The 17,946-nt window shown below is 67.2% G+C and carries 12 protein-coding genes; 6 read left to right on the top strand and 6 right to left on the bottom strand.

The genetic code is table 11. The features are described from left to right. The first annotated feature begins 182 nt into the window (after nt 1-182). Nucleotides 183-1,187 (top strand): restriction endonuclease, encoded by a 1,005-nt coding sequence (locus EO174_RS22365; RefSeq protein ID WP_126947605.1) that lies wholly within the window; start codon nt 183-185, stop codon nt 1,185-1,187. Between the two features lie 40 nt (nt 1,188-1,227). On the opposite strand, the gene hutC is transcribed toward EO174_RS22365, so the two are convergent. Together hutC and EO174_RS22355 are read right to left on the bottom strand one after the other, a co-directional pair. Continuing rightward, nucleotides 1,228-1,965 (bottom strand): histidine utilization repressor, encoded by a 738-nt coding sequence (gene hutC, locus EO174_RS22360; protein WP_164740304.1) that lies wholly within the window; start codon nt 1,963-1,965, stop codon nt 1,228-1,230. Between the two features lie 40 nt (nt 1,966-2,005). Then, entirely contained in the window at nt 2,006-3,376 is a 1,371-nt protein-coding gene (locus EO174_RS22355) for a formimidoylglutamate deiminase (RefSeq protein ID WP_164740303.1), read from the bottom strand. 60 nt (nt 3,377-3,436) lie between these two features. Between EO174_RS22355 and EO174_RS22350 the strand changes: the two genes are divergently transcribed. The 4 genes from EO174_RS22350 to hutU are packed head-to-tail and all read left to right on the top strand — an operon-like array spanning nt 3,437 to nt 8,545. Then, nucleotides 3,437-4,432 carry an amidohydrolase family protein gene (locus EO174_RS22350; protein ID WP_126947602.1) on the top strand — a complete coding sequence of 332 codons (996 nt, stop codon included), beginning with the start codon at nt 3,437-3,439 and terminating at the stop codon, nt 4,430-4,432. Nucleotides 4,433-4,445: 13 nt separating this feature from the next. Beyond that, complete coding sequence (gene hutH / locus EO174_RS22345; RefSeq protein ID WP_126947599.1) at nt 4,446-5,987, top strand: histidine ammonia-lyase; 1,542 nt, start codon at nt 4,446-4,448, stop codon at nt 5,985-5,987. A 13-nt stretch (nt 5,988-6,000) separates the two neighbouring features. Further along, nucleotides 6,001-6,861, top strand: a complete 861-nt coding sequence (gene hutG, locus EO174_RS22340; protein ID WP_126947596.1) for an N-formylglutamate deformylase — start codon at nt 6,001-6,003, stop codon at nt 6,859-6,861. 16 nt (nt 6,862-6,877) lie between these two features. Next, complete coding sequence (hutU, locus tag EO174_RS22335) at nt 6,878-8,545, top strand: urocanate hydratase (protein WP_126947593.1); 1,668 nt, start codon at nt 6,878-6,880, stop codon at nt 8,543-8,545. A gap of 148 nt (nt 8,546-8,693) precedes the next feature. Here the strand turns inward: hutU and EO174_RS22330 are convergent, their stop codons facing one another. Next, nucleotides 8,694-9,989, bottom strand: coding sequence for a hypothetical protein (locus EO174_RS22330; protein ID WP_241240066.1), 1,296 nt, complete (start codon nt 9,987-9,989; stop codon nt 8,694-8,696). On the opposite strand from EO174_RS22330, the gene EO174_RS22325 reads away from it, so the two are divergent. Then, on the top strand, nt 9,982-10,710 hold the full coding sequence (locus EO174_RS22325; protein WP_104582817.1) for a hypothetical protein: 729 nt from the start codon (nt 9,982-9,984) through the stop codon (nt 10,708-10,710). The genes EO174_RS22330 and EO174_RS22325 overlap by 8 nt on opposite strands. Nucleotides 10,711-10,935: 225 nt before the next feature. Here EO174_RS22325 and EO174_RS22320 read toward each other — a convergent pair whose 3' ends face one another. From EO174_RS22320 to mtnA, 3 genes are all read right to left on the bottom strand, one after another. Then, nucleotides 10,936-13,413: a membrane-bound PQQ-dependent dehydrogenase, glucose/quinate/shikimate family gene (locus EO174_RS22320; protein ID WP_126947590.1), complete on the bottom strand. Its 2,478-nt coding sequence runs from the start codon at nt 13,411-13,413 to the stop codon at nt 10,936-10,938. A 194-nt stretch (nt 13,414-13,607) separates the two neighbouring features. Further along, nucleotides 13,608-16,319, bottom strand: coding sequence for a DNA gyrase subunit A (gene gyrA / locus EO174_RS22315; RefSeq protein ID WP_104582815.1), 2,712 nt, complete (start codon nt 16,317-16,319; stop codon nt 13,608-13,610). 209 nt (nt 16,320-16,528) lie between these two features. Continuing rightward, a complete protein-coding gene (gene mtnA / locus EO174_RS22310) occupies nt 16,529-17,593 on the bottom strand; it encodes an S-methyl-5-thioribose-1-phosphate isomerase (protein WP_126947614.1) in 1,065 nt (354 codons plus the stop codon). Nucleotides 17,594-17,946 lie beyond the last annotated feature (353 nt).

Genomic DNA, 17,946 nt, shown 5'->3' with positions numbered 1-17,946 from the left:
GGACCCGCCAGTCCTGCATTACGAAGTCCGTTTGCTCCCCTCCCCTCACGGCTTCGGACTGGCGGGTCTTTTGCTGCCTGGATCACGGCGCGTGCGATCACTGCCGCCGATCCATTGACGAACCTACCGCGAAGGATTCTTCTAAGCGCACCGCTTCGTCATATGCGCCATCCCTTCGCTTGATGCTCATGCCTCCCTGGATTGTGGCGCTTGTGGCTTCCCTGCTGCTCTGGCTGGCGGTGTGCGCCTATGTATGGCTGGTGCGCCGCCGTGCCGACGAAACCACCGAGGGCGTGCATGCATTGGCGGCCATGCACTGGCGCGACTTTTCCGGCGTGGTGCTGCGCGTGCTGCAGGAGCAACGCGGTTGGCAACCGACCCAGGTCCCGCAGGACGGCCTGCCGACGGCCGAATTCATGATGCGCACCGGACAAGGCACCCGCCTGGTGGCCTGCAAGCATGGGCGCAGCTACCGCATCGGCGTGGCAGCGGTGAACGAGCTGGGTGCGATGGCGCGGCTGGCCGGCGCAGGCGGCGGCGTGATGGTGACCGAAGGCCGGATGGAACGCGAAGGCATGGCCGCCGCCGAGAGGCAGTCCATCGAAGTGCTGGATGGCACGCGCCTGTGGCCCTTGCTCAAGCCGTATCTTCCGGGCGATGTGGAAGCCGGGGTGGTCCGCATGGCGCGCCGCCGTGCGATCCGTCACAGCCTCGGTGCCGGTGCGGCGCTGGCGACCCTGGCCCTGGTTGCGGTGCTGGCGCTGCAGCCGGCGCAGTCGCCCGTGCCAACACAGCAGGCCGCACTGGTGGCCACTTCGCGCGTTGCCGAATCGGTTTCTGCAATCCCGGCACCGCAGCGCACACCCTCGCAACAGCCAGCACCGCCGACAGCCGCGGCGCCTGCATCGATGCCGCTGGCAGGCACTGCCGAACCGGATGCGATAACCGTGCAGGGCTATCAACGCGACGTGTCAAAGGCGTTGGCTCGGACGCCCGGCCTGGTGCGCGGCATCTGGATCACCCAGGCAACGCTGGCGGTGGATCGCTCGGTCGAAGACGCTGCGGCGTGGCCGCTGATCTGCCGCGAACTGCAGCGCTACCCGTACCTGCGCACCGTGCGCGTGCAGCTCAATCCCCGGCCGGGCGTGGACGAACCGGTGCGCTGGCGGCAGTGCACGACGATCTGATGCATACATTGATCCATGTGCTCAGCCGTGCGTTTGAGGGTCAGCGCATTCCTGGCGCAAACCGCGCCACCAGGTCATAGGACCCGCCCAGAAACAATTGACGCACGTAGGTGACCGGCTGGTCGCCGCGCCAGGTGTGGCGATCGATGACCAGGCAGGCCGTGCCATCGTCCACCTGCAGGCGTTCGGCTTGCGCGGCGTCCGCACTGGCGGCGCTGATGCGGTGCTCGGCGCGCGTCCACGGCACGTTGCGCAGCAACCAACTGCCCGGCGCGATGTCGGTGAACGGCTGCAGCAATGCCTCGGGCACGGTGGTGGTGTCGATCACCCGCTGTTCCAGCGCGAATGGGCTGCCGTCTGCCAGGTGCACGCTTTCCAGCGCCAGCAGCTTGCCGCTGCTGCCCAGGGCACGCTCCTGCGGCACGCGCAGGCGCGGGTTGCGCAGCCGCCGCGACACCAGCGAGAACGCGTAGACGTGGCCGCGCGCAGTCATTTCCACCTCGATGTCGGGAATCGACAAGGCGACCTGCTCCAGATGCGGATGCGGGCGCGCCACGAAGGAGCCGGTGCGGCGGCGGCGTTCGATCATGCCGGCATCGGCAAGCAGGCCGAGCACCTTGTTCACGGTCATCCGCGAACAAGCGTATTGCGCCATCAACTCGTGTTCGGGCGGCACACGGTGACCGGGCGGCCAGTCGCCACTGTGGATGCGTTGTTCCAGATCCTGCCGGATGCGTTGATGCAGGGTGCCGGGCGCGGCGATGGGGGTGGCGGTCAAAGCGGGTCTCCGGTCAGACCTGCATTGTGCGCGTATCGGCTCATTTGCTCAGCAGCGCTCGCAAAACGCCGGCAAAACGCGTGGCAATCCGCGCGCGATCCACATGGCGCCCGTCACGCACCACCGGCCGCCCGGCGCGCCAGACAGTGCGCACCGCACCGCCGCGCGCGGCGAACAGCCCACTGTCCAGCAGCGCATCGTCATTGCGCGCCAGCAGCGCCGGATGGGCCGGGTCCAGCTCCAGCAGATCGGCCGATGCGCCAACCCGGATGCCAGTGTGAGCAATGCCCAAGGCCTGCGCCGCGCCCTCGCCCGCCTGGTCGAACAGCCAGCGCCCGCTCGAGGTACCCGCCTGCGCCAGCACATTGCGCGCCTGCAGCTGCAGACGCTGGCCGTATTCGAGCAGGCGCAGTTCTTCGGCCGCGTCGATCAGGACATTCGAATCCGAACCCACGCCAAAGCGCCCGCCCGCGGCGGCAAATGCCTGCATCGGGAACAGCCCGTCACCCAGATTCGCCTCGGTGATCGGGCACAGCCCGACCGCCGCGCCGCTGTCGGCGATGGCCTGCAGCTCGCTCGCGTCCACGTGCGTGGCATGCACCAGGCACCAGCGCGCATCCACCGGTGCGTTGGCCAGCAACCACTGCACCGGGCGCTGGCCCGACCAGGCCAGGCAGGCCTCGACCTCGCGCTGCTGCTCGGCGATATGGATATGGATCGGGCCCTCGGTGAGCGGCATCAACGCCGCCAGCTGCTCCGGCGTGACCGCGCGCAGGCTGTGCGGCGCCAGTCCAAGCACGGCATCCGGCAATGCCGTGAGGCTGCGCCTGCAGTCGTCCAGCAACCGCGCGAAACCATCGATGTCATGGATCAAACGGCGCTGGGCTGCGCTGGGCGCAAGGCCGCCGAAATCCGAATGCGCATAGAACACCGGCAACAGCGTCAGCCCGATGCCGGTGTTGGCGGCGGCAGCGGCGATGCGCCCGGACATTTCGCCAGCCTGCGCATACGCCGCGCCACTGGGGCTGTGGTGCAGGTAGTGGAATTCGCCGACGCGGGTGAAGCCGCTTTCGAGCATTTCCACATAGGCCTGTTCGGCGATCGCCTGCAGGCTGTCCGGATCGAGCCGGTCGACGAAGCGGTACATCAGCTCGCGCCAGCTCCAGAAACTGTCGCCGCTGCGCCCGCCCACCTCGGTCAGGCCGGCCATGCCGCGCTGGAACGCGTGGCTGTGCAGGTTGCCCAGCCCGGGCAGCAGCAGCGCGACCCGGGTATCGCCGGCGACAGGTGCGCGATCGGCCTGCACCGTGGCGATGCGCCCCTGCGCCAGCGTGATCCGCACATCGCCAGCCCAGCCATCGGGCAGGAGGGCCCGCGCTGCCCACAACGCCTGCACCTGTTGGTCTGCCACTGGACACCCTCGATTGCCGGTTCTATTGTATATACATATCAGACAGCATGAGCCTGCGCCATGTATTGCGACGTCCTCTGGCACAACGCACGGCTGATGACCCTGGACGCGGCCGATGGCGGCCTGGGCATCGTGGACGATGGCATTCTGGCCTGCCAGGACGGCCGCATCGCCTATGCCGGCCCGGCCGCGCAGGCTCCGGCGTTGAAGCCGGACGTTGCGCACGATTGCCAGCGCCGCTGGATCAGCCCCGGCCTGATCGATTGCCATACCCATCTGGTGTACGCAGGCAATCGCGCCAACGAGTTCGAGCAACGCCTGCGCGGTGCCAGTTATGCCGAGATTGCCGCAGCCGGCGGCGGCATCGTGGCCACGGTGCGCGCCACCCGTGCCGCCGATGACGCAGCGCTGCTGGCCGCCAGCCTGCCGCGCCTGGACGCGATGCTCGCCGAGGGCGTGACCACGCTGGAAATCAAATCCGGCTACGGGCTGACGCTGGAGGACGAAACCAAGCAGCTGCGCGTGGCACGTCAGCTCGCCACGCTGCGCAAGGTCGAAGTGGTGCCGACCTTCCTCGGCGCGCACGCGGTGCCGCCGGGCGGCGATGCGCAAGGCTACATCGACGCCGTCTGCACGCAGATGATTCCGGCGATTGCCGCGCAAGGCCTGGCCGGCGCCGGCACGGTCGCGGTGCTGTTGCCCGGCGCGTTCTATTTCACCCGCGATACCCAACTGCCGCCGATCGCTGCGCTGCGCGCCGCCGGCGTGCCGCTGGCCCTGGCCACCGACTGCAACCCTGGCACCTCGCCGCTGACCAGCCCGTTGCTGGCGATGAACATGGCCGCCACGCTGTTCCGCATGACCGTGGACGAGTGCATTGCCGGTTTCACCCGGCACGCCGCACGCGCGCTGGGGCGCGGCGAGCGGCTCGGTCGGCTGCGTGCCGGCATGCACTGCGACCTGGCGATCTGGGACATCGATGCGCCGGCCGACCTGGTCTACCGCATGGGCTTCAATCCTCTTCATGCCCGCGTCTGGCGCGGGCATTCCTGCTGAATCCGGAGTCCTCATGAGTGCATCTGTTGTCCTGCAGCCCGGCCAGGTCACGCTGGCGCAGTGGCGTGCGCTGTATCGCGGCGCCGAGGTCGTGCTGGACGACGCCTGCGCGGCCGCGGTGCTGCGCAGCGCGCAGACGGTGGAGGCCATCGTGGCGCGCGGCGAGCCGGTCTATGGCGTCAATACCGGCTTCGGCAAGCTGGCCAGCGTGCGCATCGAGCGCGAGGACCTGCAGACCCTGCAGCGCAATATCGTGCTCTCGCACGCGGCCGGCGTCGGCGAGCCCACGCCGGTGCCGGTGGTTCGGCTGATGATGGCGCTCAAGCTCACCAGCCTGGCCCAGGGCGCCTCGGGCGTGCAGCCGGGCACGCTGGCATTGCTGGAGGCGATGCTGCGTACAGGCATCACGCCGGTGGTGCCCTGCCAGGGTTCGGTGGGCGCATCCGGCGATCTGGCGCCGTTGTCGCATCTGGCCGCGGTGATGATCGGCGTCGGTGAGGCCTTCGTCGGCGGGCAACGCCTGCCTGCCGCCGACGCGCTTGCGCAGGTGCAGTTGCAGCCGCGCGTGCTGGGCGCCAAGGAAGGCCTGGCGCTGCTCAACGGCACCCAGTTCTCCACCGCCTGCGCATTGGCCGGCCTGTTCGAGATCGAGACCGTGCTGCAGGCCGCGCTGGTCACTGGCGCCTTGTCGGTGGAAGCGGCCAAGGGCTCGGACACGCCATTCGATGCGCGTATCCATGCCCTGCGCGGCCAGCCCGGGCAGATCGCCACCGCCGCAGCACTGCGCGCGCTGATGGCCGATTCGAGCATTCGCGAATCGCACCGGCTGGGCGATGTGCGCGTGCAGGATCCGTACTGCCTGCGCTGCCAGCCGCAGGTGATGGGCGCGGCGCTGGACATCATGCGCCAGGCCGCACGCACGCTGGAGATCGAGGCCAACGGGGTCTCGGATAACCCGTTGGTGTTCAGCGATACCGGCGAGGCCTTGTCCGGCGGCAACTTCCATGCCGAGCCGGTGGCTTTCGCGGCCGACATGCTGGCGATGGCGGTGTGCGAAATCGGCTCGATCAGCGAACGCCGCACCGCGATGCTGGTCGACCCGGCGTTGTCGGGCCTGCCGGCGTTTCTCACCCCGCGCCCGGGCCTGAATTCCGGCTTCATGATTCCGCAGGTCACCGCTGCGGCGCTGGTGTCGGAGAACAAGCAACGCGCGTATCCGGCCAGTGTCGATTCGATTCCGACCTCGGCCAATCAGGAAGATCATGTATCGATGGCAGCGCATGGCGCGCGGCGCTTGCTGGCGATGGCCGAGAACGCCGCACACGTGATCGGCATCGAACTACTGGCGGCCGCACAAGGTTGCGACTTCCATGCGCCGCTGCGCTCCAGCGCCGCACTGGAAGCCGCACGCGCGTTGCTGCGCGCGCAGGTGCCCACCTTGCAGGACGACCGCTATTTCCACCCCGACATGCTGGCGGCCAGCGCGTTGGTGCGTTCGGGTGCACTTGCGCACGCGGTTGCCACGGCATTGCCAGGCGTGGAGCAGCAGGCATGATGCGAGACGCCGCATGAGCGCCCTGCCCTGGCTCGACATCCACCGCGGCGATGCGCCGCTGATCCTCAGCTTCCCGCATACCGGCACCGAGCTGCCCGACGCGCTGGTGGACCAGTTCGTCTCGCCTTGGCTGGCACGTCGCGATGCCGACTGGTGGGTGCATCAGCTGTACGACTTTGCGCAATCGCTGGGCGCCACCACGGTGCGCACCGCGATCTGTCGCTCGGTGATCGACGTCAACCGCGACCCCAGCGGGGCGTCGTTGTATCCGGGCCAGAACACCACCGGCCTGTGTCCGCTGACCACCTTCGACAACCAGCCGCTGTATGCCGATGGCGCCGAACCCGACCAAGCGCAGATTGCCTGGCGCCGCACGTGCTGGTTCGACCCCTATCACGCGGCGATTGCCGACGAAATCGCGCGCCTGCGTCGGCTGCATCCCCGAATCGTGGTGTACGACGCGCACTCGATCCGCTCCTTCATCCCGCATCTGTTCGATGGCGAGCTGCCGCAGTTCAACATCGGCAGCAACGACGACCGCAGTTGCGCTCCGGCGCTGGCCGATGCGGTGGAGCGGCTGTGCCGCAGCAGCGGCTCGAGCACCGTGCGCAACGGGCGCTTCAAGGGCGGCTGGATCACCCGCCACTATGCGCAGCCCGAGCAGGGCGTGCACACGCTGCAGATGGAGCTGGCGTGCCGCGGCTATATGCGCGAGCCGGACGCGATCACCCCGCAGAACTGGCCGACGCCCTGGCTCCCCGCACATGCGGTCGCGCTACGCGCGGTGCTGCGTCATGTGCTGCTGGCCTGCCTGCACTTCGCCAACGCCACCGCTCACTCCTCCGACACCACGCCGCCTGCGGCTCACCGTTGATTGCAAGGAACCCGGCATGACCCGTCACGATGCAACCCGCGTCATCCGCGCCGCCACCGGCACCACGCTCACTGCCAGGAGCTGGCTCACCGAAGCGCCGCTGCGCATGCTGATGAACAATCTGGACCCGGACGTGGCCGAGCGCCCGCAGGAACTGGTGGTCTATGGCGGTATCGGCCGCGCCGCGCGCGACTGGGAATCCTTCGATGCGATCGTCGCCGCGCTCACCCGCCTGGACGACGACCAGACCCTGCTGGTGCAGTCCGGCAAGCCGGTCGGCGTGTTCCGCACACACACCGATGCACCACGCGTGCTGATCGCCAACTCCAACCTGGTGCCGCGCTGGGCCAGCTGGGAGCATTTCAACGAACTCGATCGCAAGGGTCTGGCGATGTACGGCCAGATGACCGCCGGCAGCTGGATCTACATCGGCGCCCAAGGCATCGTGCAGGGCACCTACGAAACCTTCGTGGAGATGGGCCGCCAGCATTACGGCGGCAACCTGTCCGGGCGCTGGTTGTTCACCGGTGGCCTCGGCGGCATGGGCGGTGCGCAGCCGCTGGCCGCGGTGATGGCCGGCGCCTCGTGCCTGGCGGTGGAATGCCGCCGTTCCAGCATCGACATGCGCCTGCGCACCGGCTATCTGGACACCTGGACCGACGACCTGGACGAAGCGCTGCGCCTGGTCGAGGAATCGTGCACGGCCAAGAAGCCGATGTCGGTCGGCCTGCTCGGCAATGTCGCAGACGTGCTGGACGAACTGCTGCTACGTGGAGTCAAGCCGGACCTGCTGACCGACCAGACCTCCGCGCACGACCCGGTCAACGGCTACCTGCCGCAGGGCTGGACGGTGGAGGAATGGGACGCCAAGCGCGTGTCCGCACCGAAGCAGGTGGAAGCGGCCGCGCGCGAGGCGATGGCCAACCACGTCCGCGCCATGCTCACCTTTCATGCCCTGGGCGTGCCCACCGTCGACTACGGCAACAACCTGCGCCAGATGGCGCTGGAAGCAGGCGTAGACAACGCATTCGACTTCCCCGGCTTCGTGCCCGCCTACATCCGGCCGCTGTTCTGTCGCGGGATCGGGCCGTTCCGCTGGGTCGCGCTCAGCGGCGATCCGGACGACATCGCCAGGACCGATGCCAAGGTCAAGGAACTCATTCCCGACGATACGCATCTGCACCGCTGGCTCGACATGGCGGCCGACAAGATCGCCTTCCAGGGCCTGCCTGCGCGGATCTGCTGGGTCGGTTTGGGTGACCGCCACCGGCTCGGTCTGGCCTTCAATGCGATGGTGCGCAGCGGCGAGCTCAAGGCGCCGGTGGTGATCGGCCGCGACCACCTGGATTCGGGCAGCGTGGCCTCGCCCAACCGCGAAACCGAAGCCATGGCCGACGGCTCGGATGCGGTCTCCGACTGGCCGTTGCTCAACGCGCTGCTCAATACCGCCTCCGGTGCCACCTGGGTGTCGCTGCACCACGGCGGCGGCGTCGGCATGGGGTTTTCGCAACATGCCGGCATGGTCATCGTCTGCGACGGCAGCGAGGCCGCCGACAAGCGCCTGGAGCGCGTGCTCTGGAACGACCCGGCCACCGGCGTGATGCGCCACGCCGATGCCGGCTACGCCATCGCCACCGACTGCGCCAGGCAAAAAGGCCTGGATCTGCCGGGGATTCTCGGCTGAGTATCCTCGGCCGCTGTTTCGCCGGCAGCGTGTCCGCCGCACGCTGTCGGCCCTCACCACGCCTACATCACCGGTGCTAGGCGCGCTGTCCGCAGCACGCGCCGACTGGCCGCTACATTCTGTCAGCGGCTTTCATTTCCATCACTGTCTACTGGCAGGCCGATGCAGCAGCAGCCAGCAATGCGTCGTCATCGAGCGCCGGCGCCGCCCCGCTTGCCGGGTAAGCGGCTGCGATCGCCTTCGCCGCGCGATCGGCGTGCGCCTGGATATACCACTGCGATGACGGCGGCAGCGAACGCCCGCGCACCGCCTGCTCAAAGCGATACTGTCCCCAATAGATCGCCAGAGGTTCTTCCAGCGCGTTGAGCGGGTTCGGCAAGCTGGCCGCACCCGGACACAGCCGCATGAAGTTGGCAGCGAGCAGGCGCTTACGCGCCGAGGGTTGCCCCGCAGACAGGTGGTGACTCAATTCGTGCAACACGATCGGCGCCCAGTCCATCGAGGCCGTGCCGACGAGCGCATCATGCTGCGAATACAGCAGCATGGCGCGTCCGCGTACCTTGGCCTGGGTGGTGTCCGGCTCCGGCCACCAGACGAATCTTGCCTGGAACACCGCAGGCTCCGGCACCGCGAAGAACGCCCGCATCTGCGACGCCAACCGCGACACGGCGGGGTTGGACAGTTCCTCGCGCAGCATGCGCGCCTGTTGCTCGAAACGGGCGGCAGCTGTGACCAGCCGCCTGGCGCGTGGAACGAAGCGGGCAAGATACGCACGCAGCATCGCCTGGTCATCCGCCGACTGCTCCGCAATGGCGGCGCTCGCTGCGGCCTCGAATTCTGCATTCCCGAGGAAATGCCGCGAGAAAGGATCCACATCACGGGTGGCCTCTGGCGCAAACACACGGTCGAGCACCTCCGGATCGTCGTCCTTTGCCAGCCCCGAGGTGCGGCGGCGGAAATCTGCATAGGCGACCAGTGCTGCGCGATCGGCCTGATCCAGCCCTCCATGGGTTTCGAAGTAGCTGCGATACACCGGCACCGTAAAACCCGGCAACCAGTCCGACAGGTTATCCAGCAGGTTGAACAGATCCGTGGCTTCGCTGTAACCCACCTGCACCGGTGCCGATGGCGGCACGGGTGGCGCGGCATGCGCGGTGGCATACAGCAACGCCCAGAGCAGTCCGACTGAGCCGATGCCCCGCAGCGTTGGCGGCCAGCGGTCGATCCATCTGCCCATGCAAGGCTCCGGGCTGGCGAATGCGCTGATTCGAGCATGCCGCGACTCCGCCCGCCGCGTGCCGTTCGTCAGGGGGCCGTGAGAGCTTCCGGCATCAGGATGCAAGCGGGGGACATCGTCGTCCATCACATTCCCGACGATTGCCCTCAAGTCCGCGGCGTGCAGGCCGACAAGGTATGCAACGTTTTGAGGAATCTCCATGGGCATCTTGATCTACCTGGTGCCTGCATTCGCGCTCTGGGCGCTGATTGCCACCGTGCTGGCGTTCGTGCGTGGGCGGCAGCTGCGCGCCGAATCCGGCCAGCTCGCCAGCACGCAGGACAGCCTGGCCCGCTACCAGGCCGCGCTCTCGCAGCTGAAGGCGCGCGCGGCCGCCAGCGCGCTGGAACTGGAATCGCTGCAGCGCAGCTATACCGTGCTCAAGCAATCGCTGGAACAGCGGGAACAGACGGCCGCCGAACAGGCGCCGGCCGCTGACAGCCAGGTGATTCCGATGGTGATGGTGCAGCGGCTGGATATCGCCAACGAAATCGGCACGTTGTTCACGCACGTCGCACGGGTGGCACGCAGCCTGCGCCGCTACAGCGCCTACAGCCGCGGCCACACGGCGCCGGAACCGGCCACGGCCCGCTACGACCTGCACTGGCTGGCCGATTGCCTGCACAGCTTCGACCAGATCGGTTATGCCTTGTTGCGCGGCAATGTCGCAGCGCTGATCACCGCCTGCCAGGACCTGCTGTCGATGTACGACCATTACCTGAAGGATGGGTCCGGCTATAACAGCCGCGATACCTTCCAGCGCCTGGGCAGCGATGTGCCGCTGTCGGATGCCACCGATGCCATCCGCTCGATCATCGTCAAGGCGACGCTCGCGCAGGATGTGCGCGATGCGGTGATGGAAGATGCGGCCGCTGCCAACGTCGGGTGATTCGGGAATCGGGAATCGGGAATCGGGAATCGGGAATCGGGAATCGGGAATCGGGAATCGTAAGAGCGTGGATGCGGGGTTCTGTTGGGTCAACAGGTAGATGCATGTTGTTTGGCCACGCTGCGATTGCCCATGAAAAAAGCGCACCGCTTGCGGTGCGCTTTTCGTTTCAGGCTTCGGGAGTGACTAGCAAGCCTCAGCTAGCGCATTCGCTCGCTGCGTGCATCACGGTGCCTTTTGCGGCAGCGCGTAGGCCACCACGGCATCACCTGCAGGCGTCTCCATGAAGTGGTGGCCGCCGGCCATGATCACCAGATACTCGCGGCCGTTGTAGGCGTACACCATCGGGTTGGCCTGGCCACCGGCCGGCAGCTTGGCATGCCACAGCTCCTTGCCGGTGGCCAGATCGATGGCGCGGATCAGGTCGTCGGTGGCTGCGGCAATGAAGATCAATCCGCCGGCCGTCACCACCGAACCGCCATTGTTCGGCGTGCCGATCTCGATCGGCAGACCCGAACGGATACCGAACGGGCCATTGCCGCGTGCGCTGCCGAACGGACGGTCCCACAGCGTCTTGCCGCTGGCCAGGTCGATCGCACGGATGCCGCCATACGGCGGCTGCTTGCACAGCAGCTTGGTGAACGGCAGGCGCCAGCCCGCATTGACGTTGATCGCATACGGCGTGCCGGCCTGCGGATCGCCCGCGCCTTCTGCGCCCCCCGTATCGCCACGCACCTCATCGCGCGGCGCCCAGCCCAGCTTGTCGGCCTTGGCGCGCGGCACCAGCAGGTTGTAGTTGGGCATGTCGTTGTAGTTGGCCACGATCACGCCGCGCTGCGGATCCACCGACACGCTGCCCCAATCCGAACCGCCGTTGTAGCCGGGATATTCGATCGAATGGCGGTCGGCTTCCGGCGGCGTGTAGATGCCCTTGTAGCTGGCCTTGCGGAACTGGATGCGGCAGACCAGCTGATCGATCGGCGTCATCCCCCACATGTCGCGCTCGGTCAGATCCGGCTTGCGCAGCGTGTGGTACAGCGAAAATGGCTGGGTCCTGGCACGCATCTGCGGCTCCACGCCGCCACCCGGTACTGCACGTTCCTCCACGCCCACCAGCGGCTTGCCGGTGCGCCGGTCCAGCACGTACAACTCGCCCTGCTTGCTCGGCAACAACACCGCCGGCACGTTGACGCCGTCCTTGGGGAAGTCGATCAGGCTCGGCTGCGAGCCCAGGTCGTAATCCCAGGTATCGATATGCGTGGTCTGGAAATTCCATACCGGCTTGCCGGTGGTGACATCCAGCGCCACCAGCGAGGTCGCATAGCGATTCTCCTGCGGCGTGCGCGAGCTGCTCCAGTAATCGGCGGTGGAGTTGCCCATCGGCAGATACACATAGCCCAGCTGTTCATCGGCCGCGGCGGTGGTCCACATGTTCGGCGTGCCACGCGTCCAGGTCTGGCCCGGCGGCGGTGCGCCGTTCCAGTCCGGATGGGTCATGTCCCAGGCCCAGCGCAATTGGCCGGTCACCGCATCGAAACCCTCGATCACACCGGACGGCTCGTAACGCTTTTGCCCGTCCAGTACCTGATGTCCGGTGACCACCACGCCGCGCACGATGGCGGGCGGCGAATTGATCGACACATACCCCGGCGGCGTCTGCCCCATGCCGGCGGTGATAGCGACCTGGCCGTTGTTGCCGAAATCCGTACACGGCTTGCCGCTGCCTGCATCCAGCGCGATCAGGCGGCCGTCCAGCGTGCCTTCGATGATGCGCGTGCGGCACAGCGCCGACGCATCGGCCGCCGCCGCTGCCGCGGCATCGTTGGCCGCCGCCGGCACCTGGTAGTACGACACACCACGGCAGGCGGCCGTATACGGAATCGCCTCGTCCTTGACCTTGGGGTCGTAGCGCCAACGCTCCTTGCCACTGGCGGCATCCAGCGCGATCACCTGGTTGCGCGCGGTGCACAGGTACAGGCTGTCGCCCACCTTCAGCGGCGTGGTTTCCGCACCCCAGCGCTTGCTCGGCAGGTCGCCGGTGTGGAAGACCCAGGCCTGCGTCAGCTGCGCCACGTTGTCGCGGTTGATCTGCTGCAGCGGCGAATAGCGCTGCCCGGCCTGGCTGCGTCCGTACGCGGCCCAGTCGTCGTCGGCAGGCGCATTGGCCGGTTGCCCATCAGAGGCCGCAGGCGATGCAGACGCACTGCGCTTGACCAGGCCCGCAGCCATGCCGGCAGCATGTGCCAGCGCACCATCGGCCTCGGTCACTCCAAACGGCACGAAGGCGAGCGCGAAGGCCACCACGAACACCGCTGCCAGGACGCCGGCCACGCTGCGCGACACCGCGCGCGACACGGGGCGCTCCAGCTTCGGCAGCAACAGCGCCAGCACGAACGCCAGGCCGACGATCAAGCCCAGCCGCGGCACCCAGCGCCAGTAGTCGCTGCCCGATTCCCACCATGTCCACAGCAGTGACGCCGCCACCACGGCGGCAAACCACCATGCGCCCGCATTGCGACCGCGAAACAGCAGCACGCCGGCAATCAGCAACGCCGCGCCCGCAGGCGCGTAATACCAGGAGCCGCCCAGCGCGGCCAGCCACACGCCGCCTGTCAGCAGCACGGTGCCCAGCACTCCAATCACGCCTCCCAACGTCGCCAGCGCCCAATGGCCGCGACGGGAAGGACGATGCAATGTCGTCATCAGTTGTTCCTCTTCGATCTGCGGCGACGCAACGCCGCCGCACCACCAACAACCTTCGACCCGCCACGGTGAAAAAGCCGCGTTCTTTGCGACCGGCGTCGAAAAACACTGCGTTGCAGATGTCACCGCGTGCAATAAAAAACGCCGGCTGTGCGCCGGCGTTTTTCTTCAACTGCGTTGCTCGCCTGCTGCGATCACGCTTCGGTCGGTGGCAGCTCGCCTGTGCTGGCTGCCGGTACGCCCGCTGCATCGTCCAGCACATCCTCGGCCTCCTCCAGCGAGGCATCCAGGCGTTCGACCGCCTGCAGCTTTTCGCCCTTGGACAAGCGGATCAAGGTCACGCCCTGGGTATTGCGACCCACGCGCGAGATCTCCGAACCGCGGGTGCGCACCAGGGTGCCGCCATCGGAAATCAGCAGCACTTCGTCGGTGGCGCCCAGCAGCACCGCACGCACCAGCTTGCCGTTGCGTTCGGTGGTCTGGATGCCGATCACGCCCTGCGTGCCGCGCCCCTTGCGCGGGTACTCGGTCAGCGGGGTGCGCTTGCCGTAGCCGTTCTCGGTGGCAGTGAGGATGTAGGCCATGTCGTCGCTTTCGGCGCCGTCGATCACCTCTGCCTCGACGCCGTCCGTGCTTTCCACCACGTCCTCGACACCCTCGTCCTCGACATCGCCTTCGATGCCGCCGGCACGCTCGGCCACGATCAGGCTAACCACCTCTTCGCCCTTGGTCAGGCGGATGCCGCGCACGCCGGTGGCGGTACGGCCCATCGAGCGCACCGTGGATTCGCCGAAGCGCACGGTCTTGCCGTTGGAGGCGAACAGCAGCACGTCGCGATCGCCATCGGTCAAGGCCACGCCGACCAGCGCATCGCCCTCGTCGAGGTTGATGGCGATCTTGCCGCGTGCCAGACGGAACGCGAATTCGCTCAACGGGGTCTTCTTGACCGTGCCGTTGCGCGTGGCAAAGAACACATAGCGGTTGTCGGCGTACTCGCGCACCGGCAGCACTGCCTGCACCCGCTCGCCGGGTTCCAGCGGAATCCAGTTGATGATCGGACGACCACGCGCATTGGAGCCGGCCTCCGGCAGCTGGTACACCGGCAGCCAGAACACCTTGCCGCTGCTGGTGAAGGTCAGCAGCGTGTCATGCGTGTTGACCAGCCACAGCTGGTCGATGAAATCCTCTTCCTTGGTCGCCGCCGCAGACCGGCCACGGCCGCCACGGCGCTGCGCACGATACGCGCTCACCGGCTGGCGCTTGGCATAGCCGGCGTGCGAGAGCGTCACCACCACGTCTTCCGGCGAAATCAGGTCCAGGATGTCCAGATCTTCTTCGCTGTGGCGGATCTCGGTGCGGCGTTCGTCGCCGTACTCTTCGCGAATATTGATCAGCTCGTCGCGGATCACCTGCAGCAGCACGTCCGGGTTTTCCAGGATGCGGATCAGGCCCTGGATCACCTCGAGCAACTGCTTGTACTCGTCGGTCAGCTTTTCCTGCTCCAACCCGGTCAGGCGATGCAGGCGCATTTCCAGGATCTGCGAGGCCTGCACTTCACTGAGCTGGTAGAAGCCGTTGGCCAGGCCCACGCCCGGCGCCAGGTCTTCCGGCTTGGAGGCTTCGGCACCGGCAGCGCCCAGCAGCGCGCCCACCAGACCCGGTTCCCAGGTCTTGGCCAGCATGCGCTCGCGCGCTTCCTGCGGATTGGCCGAGGTCTTGATCAGCTCGATCATTTCGTCGATGTTGGCCAACGCGACGGTCAGACCTTCCAGCACATGCGCACGCGCACGCGCCTTGCGCAGTTCATAGATGGTGCGGCGGGTCACCACTTCGCGGCGGTGGCGGATGAACGCCTGCAGCATCTGCTTGAGGTTCATCAACTGCGGGCGGCCATCGATCAGCGCCACCATGTTGATGCCGAACACCGACTCCATCTGGGTCTGCTGATACAGGTTGTTGAGCACAACCTCGGCCGACTCGCCGCGCTTGACCTCGATGTAGATGCGCATGCCGTCCTTGTCGGACTCGTCGCGCAGCTCGCTGATGCCTTCGAGCTTCTTTTCCTTGACCAGCTCGGCGATCTTCTCGATCAACCGCGCCTTGTTCACCTGATACGGAATCTCGGTGACGATGATCGCTTCACGGCCATTGTCGGCCACTTCCACATCGGCCTTGGCGCGCATGCGCACGCGGCCACGGCCGGTGCGATACCCGGCAGCGATGCCGGCGGTGCCGTTGATGATGCCGGCGGTGGGGAAATCCGGACCGGGGATGTACTCCATCAGGCCTTCGACATCCAGTTCCGGCGTGTCGATCAAGGCGATGCAGGCGTTGATCGCCTCGGTCAGGTTGTGCGGCGGGATATTGGTGGCCATGCCCACCGCGATACCGGCCGAGCCATTGACCAGCAGGCTCGGGAACCGGGTCGGCATGACCGTCGGTTCCAGTTCCTTTTCGTCGTAATTGGGCTGGAAATCGACGGTTTCCTTGTCGATGTCGGCCATCAGCTCATGCGCCAGCCGCGACATGCGCGACTCGGTGTAACGCATCGCCGCGGCGGAGTCGCCGTCGACCGAACCGAAGTTACCCTGGCCGTCCACCATCATGTAGCGCAGCGAGAACGGCTGCGCCATGCGCACCAGCGTGTCGTACACCGACTGGTCGCCGTGCGGATGGTACTTACCGATGACGTCGCCGACGATACGCGCCGACTTGAAGTAGGCTTTGTTGCTGTGAGCGCCCAGCTCGTGCATGGCGTACAGGACGCGGCGGTGCACGGGTTTGAGGCCATCACGGGCATCGGGGAGTGCGCGGCCCACGATCACGCTCATCGCGTAATCGAGATAGCTCTTGCGCATCTCGTCTTCCAGATTGACCTGGATGATTTCCTTGGCGGTTTCTGCCATTCGGGTTCCGTAAGTGAGGTGGCGGGCCAGCCGGAAAGCCGCGTCGGGGGCGCCTTGGTCACAGGCTGCCGACCCCACGCTCCCGCCGATCGATTCAAGCCCCGGATTGTATCACGAAGGGGCACCACGATGCCGCCGGTTTACCGGCCAGAAACAAGCACTTGCAGGATTTTGACGGGACGATGCGGCGATAGCGCGCCGCACTGGCCTCAGCCGCCGAACGCCGCCTGCATGCGCGCCGGGTCCGGCTGCACGATCACCCCGCGTTCGGTGACGATCGCATCGATCAGGCTGCCGGGGGTGACATCGAACACCGGATTCCAGGCATGGATGCCATCGGCCACGGTGCGCACGCCGCCGACCCCGAACAACTCGCCCGGATCGCGCTGCTCGATCTCGATCTGCTCGCCGCTGGCGGTGTCCATGTCGACCGTGGACGACGGCGCCACCACCATGAACTTGACGCCGTGGTGGCGCGCGGCGATCGCCAGCTGGTAGGTGCCGATCTTGTTGGCGGTATCGCCATTGGCGCAGATGCGGTCGGCGCCGACGATGACCCACTGCACCAGCCCGGACTTCATCAGATGCGAGGCGGCCGAATCGGCGATCAGGGTCGCGTCGATGCCGTCCTGCTGCAGCTCCCACACGGTCAGGCGCGCGCCCTGCAACCACGGCCGGGTCTCGCCGGCAAACACCTTGGCGATGCGCTGCTGCGCCACGCCGGCGCGGATCACGCCCAGCGCGGTCCCGAAACCGGCGGTGGCCAGCGAACCGGTATTGCAGTGGGTCAGCACGCCGCTGCCGGTGTCGATCAACGCCGCACCAAGCGCGCCCATCTGCCGATTGGCCGCCAGGTCTTCATCGGCGATGGCCTGCGCCTCGCGCGCGATCACCTCGCGCCAGTCGGCGCCGGCAGCGCCCAGCAAGCGACGCATGCGCATCAGCGCCCAGGCCAGATTGACCGCGGTCGGACGCGCGGCATTGAGCCGCAACAGCGCCGGTTCGAGTTTCTGCAAGGCTTCACTACCGTCCTCGGCAGCGATGTCGCGCGCCGCCAGTACCACGCCCCACCCGGCCGCGATGCCGATCGCCGGCGCTCCGCGCACGGCCAGCGAATGGATCGCCTCGGCCACGGCGTCGCTGGTGTCGCAACGCACATGCTCGACCACGAACGGCAGCTTGCGTTGGTCGAGCAGTTCCAGGGCATCGCCGGTCCACAGCAGTGGGCGGATATGGTCGTAGCGGGCGTAGTCGATATGGGCGCTGTCGTTCATGCGGACATTGTAAGTCATGCCCTGCCTGCAACCACGCACGCCGACCGTCGTGACTGGGTCCTTGCCCGCTCACCACCGCGGGACCTTACGCGGCATGGATGCCGCGTGCGCCCACACGGACGTATTTGCGGCGTGTCCTGCGATGGTGGGCGGGCGGGCCCCGCAGCAAACTTACAGCGTCGAGGGCGCGGTGCCCTCACCGCTTGCGGGACACGCCGTGAACCCGTCCCTGGGGGCTCGGTGGCGGCATCCATGCCGCCACACGGTCCCGCAACCGGCAAGGGCACCGCACCAGACAATTGGTCGGCGCTCACCTGAAAAGCCGTCTGTCGTGCGGTATGCATCAGACGTGG

Source organism: Xanthomonas sp. BRIP62418 (assembly GCF_003993495.1).
Lineage (GTDB): Bacteria > Pseudomonadota > Gammaproteobacteria > Xanthomonadales > Xanthomonadaceae > Xanthomonas > Xanthomonas euroxanthea.
Note: the sequence above shows the minus strand (reverse complement) of the source record. Positions and strands in the feature narration are given on the sequence as shown.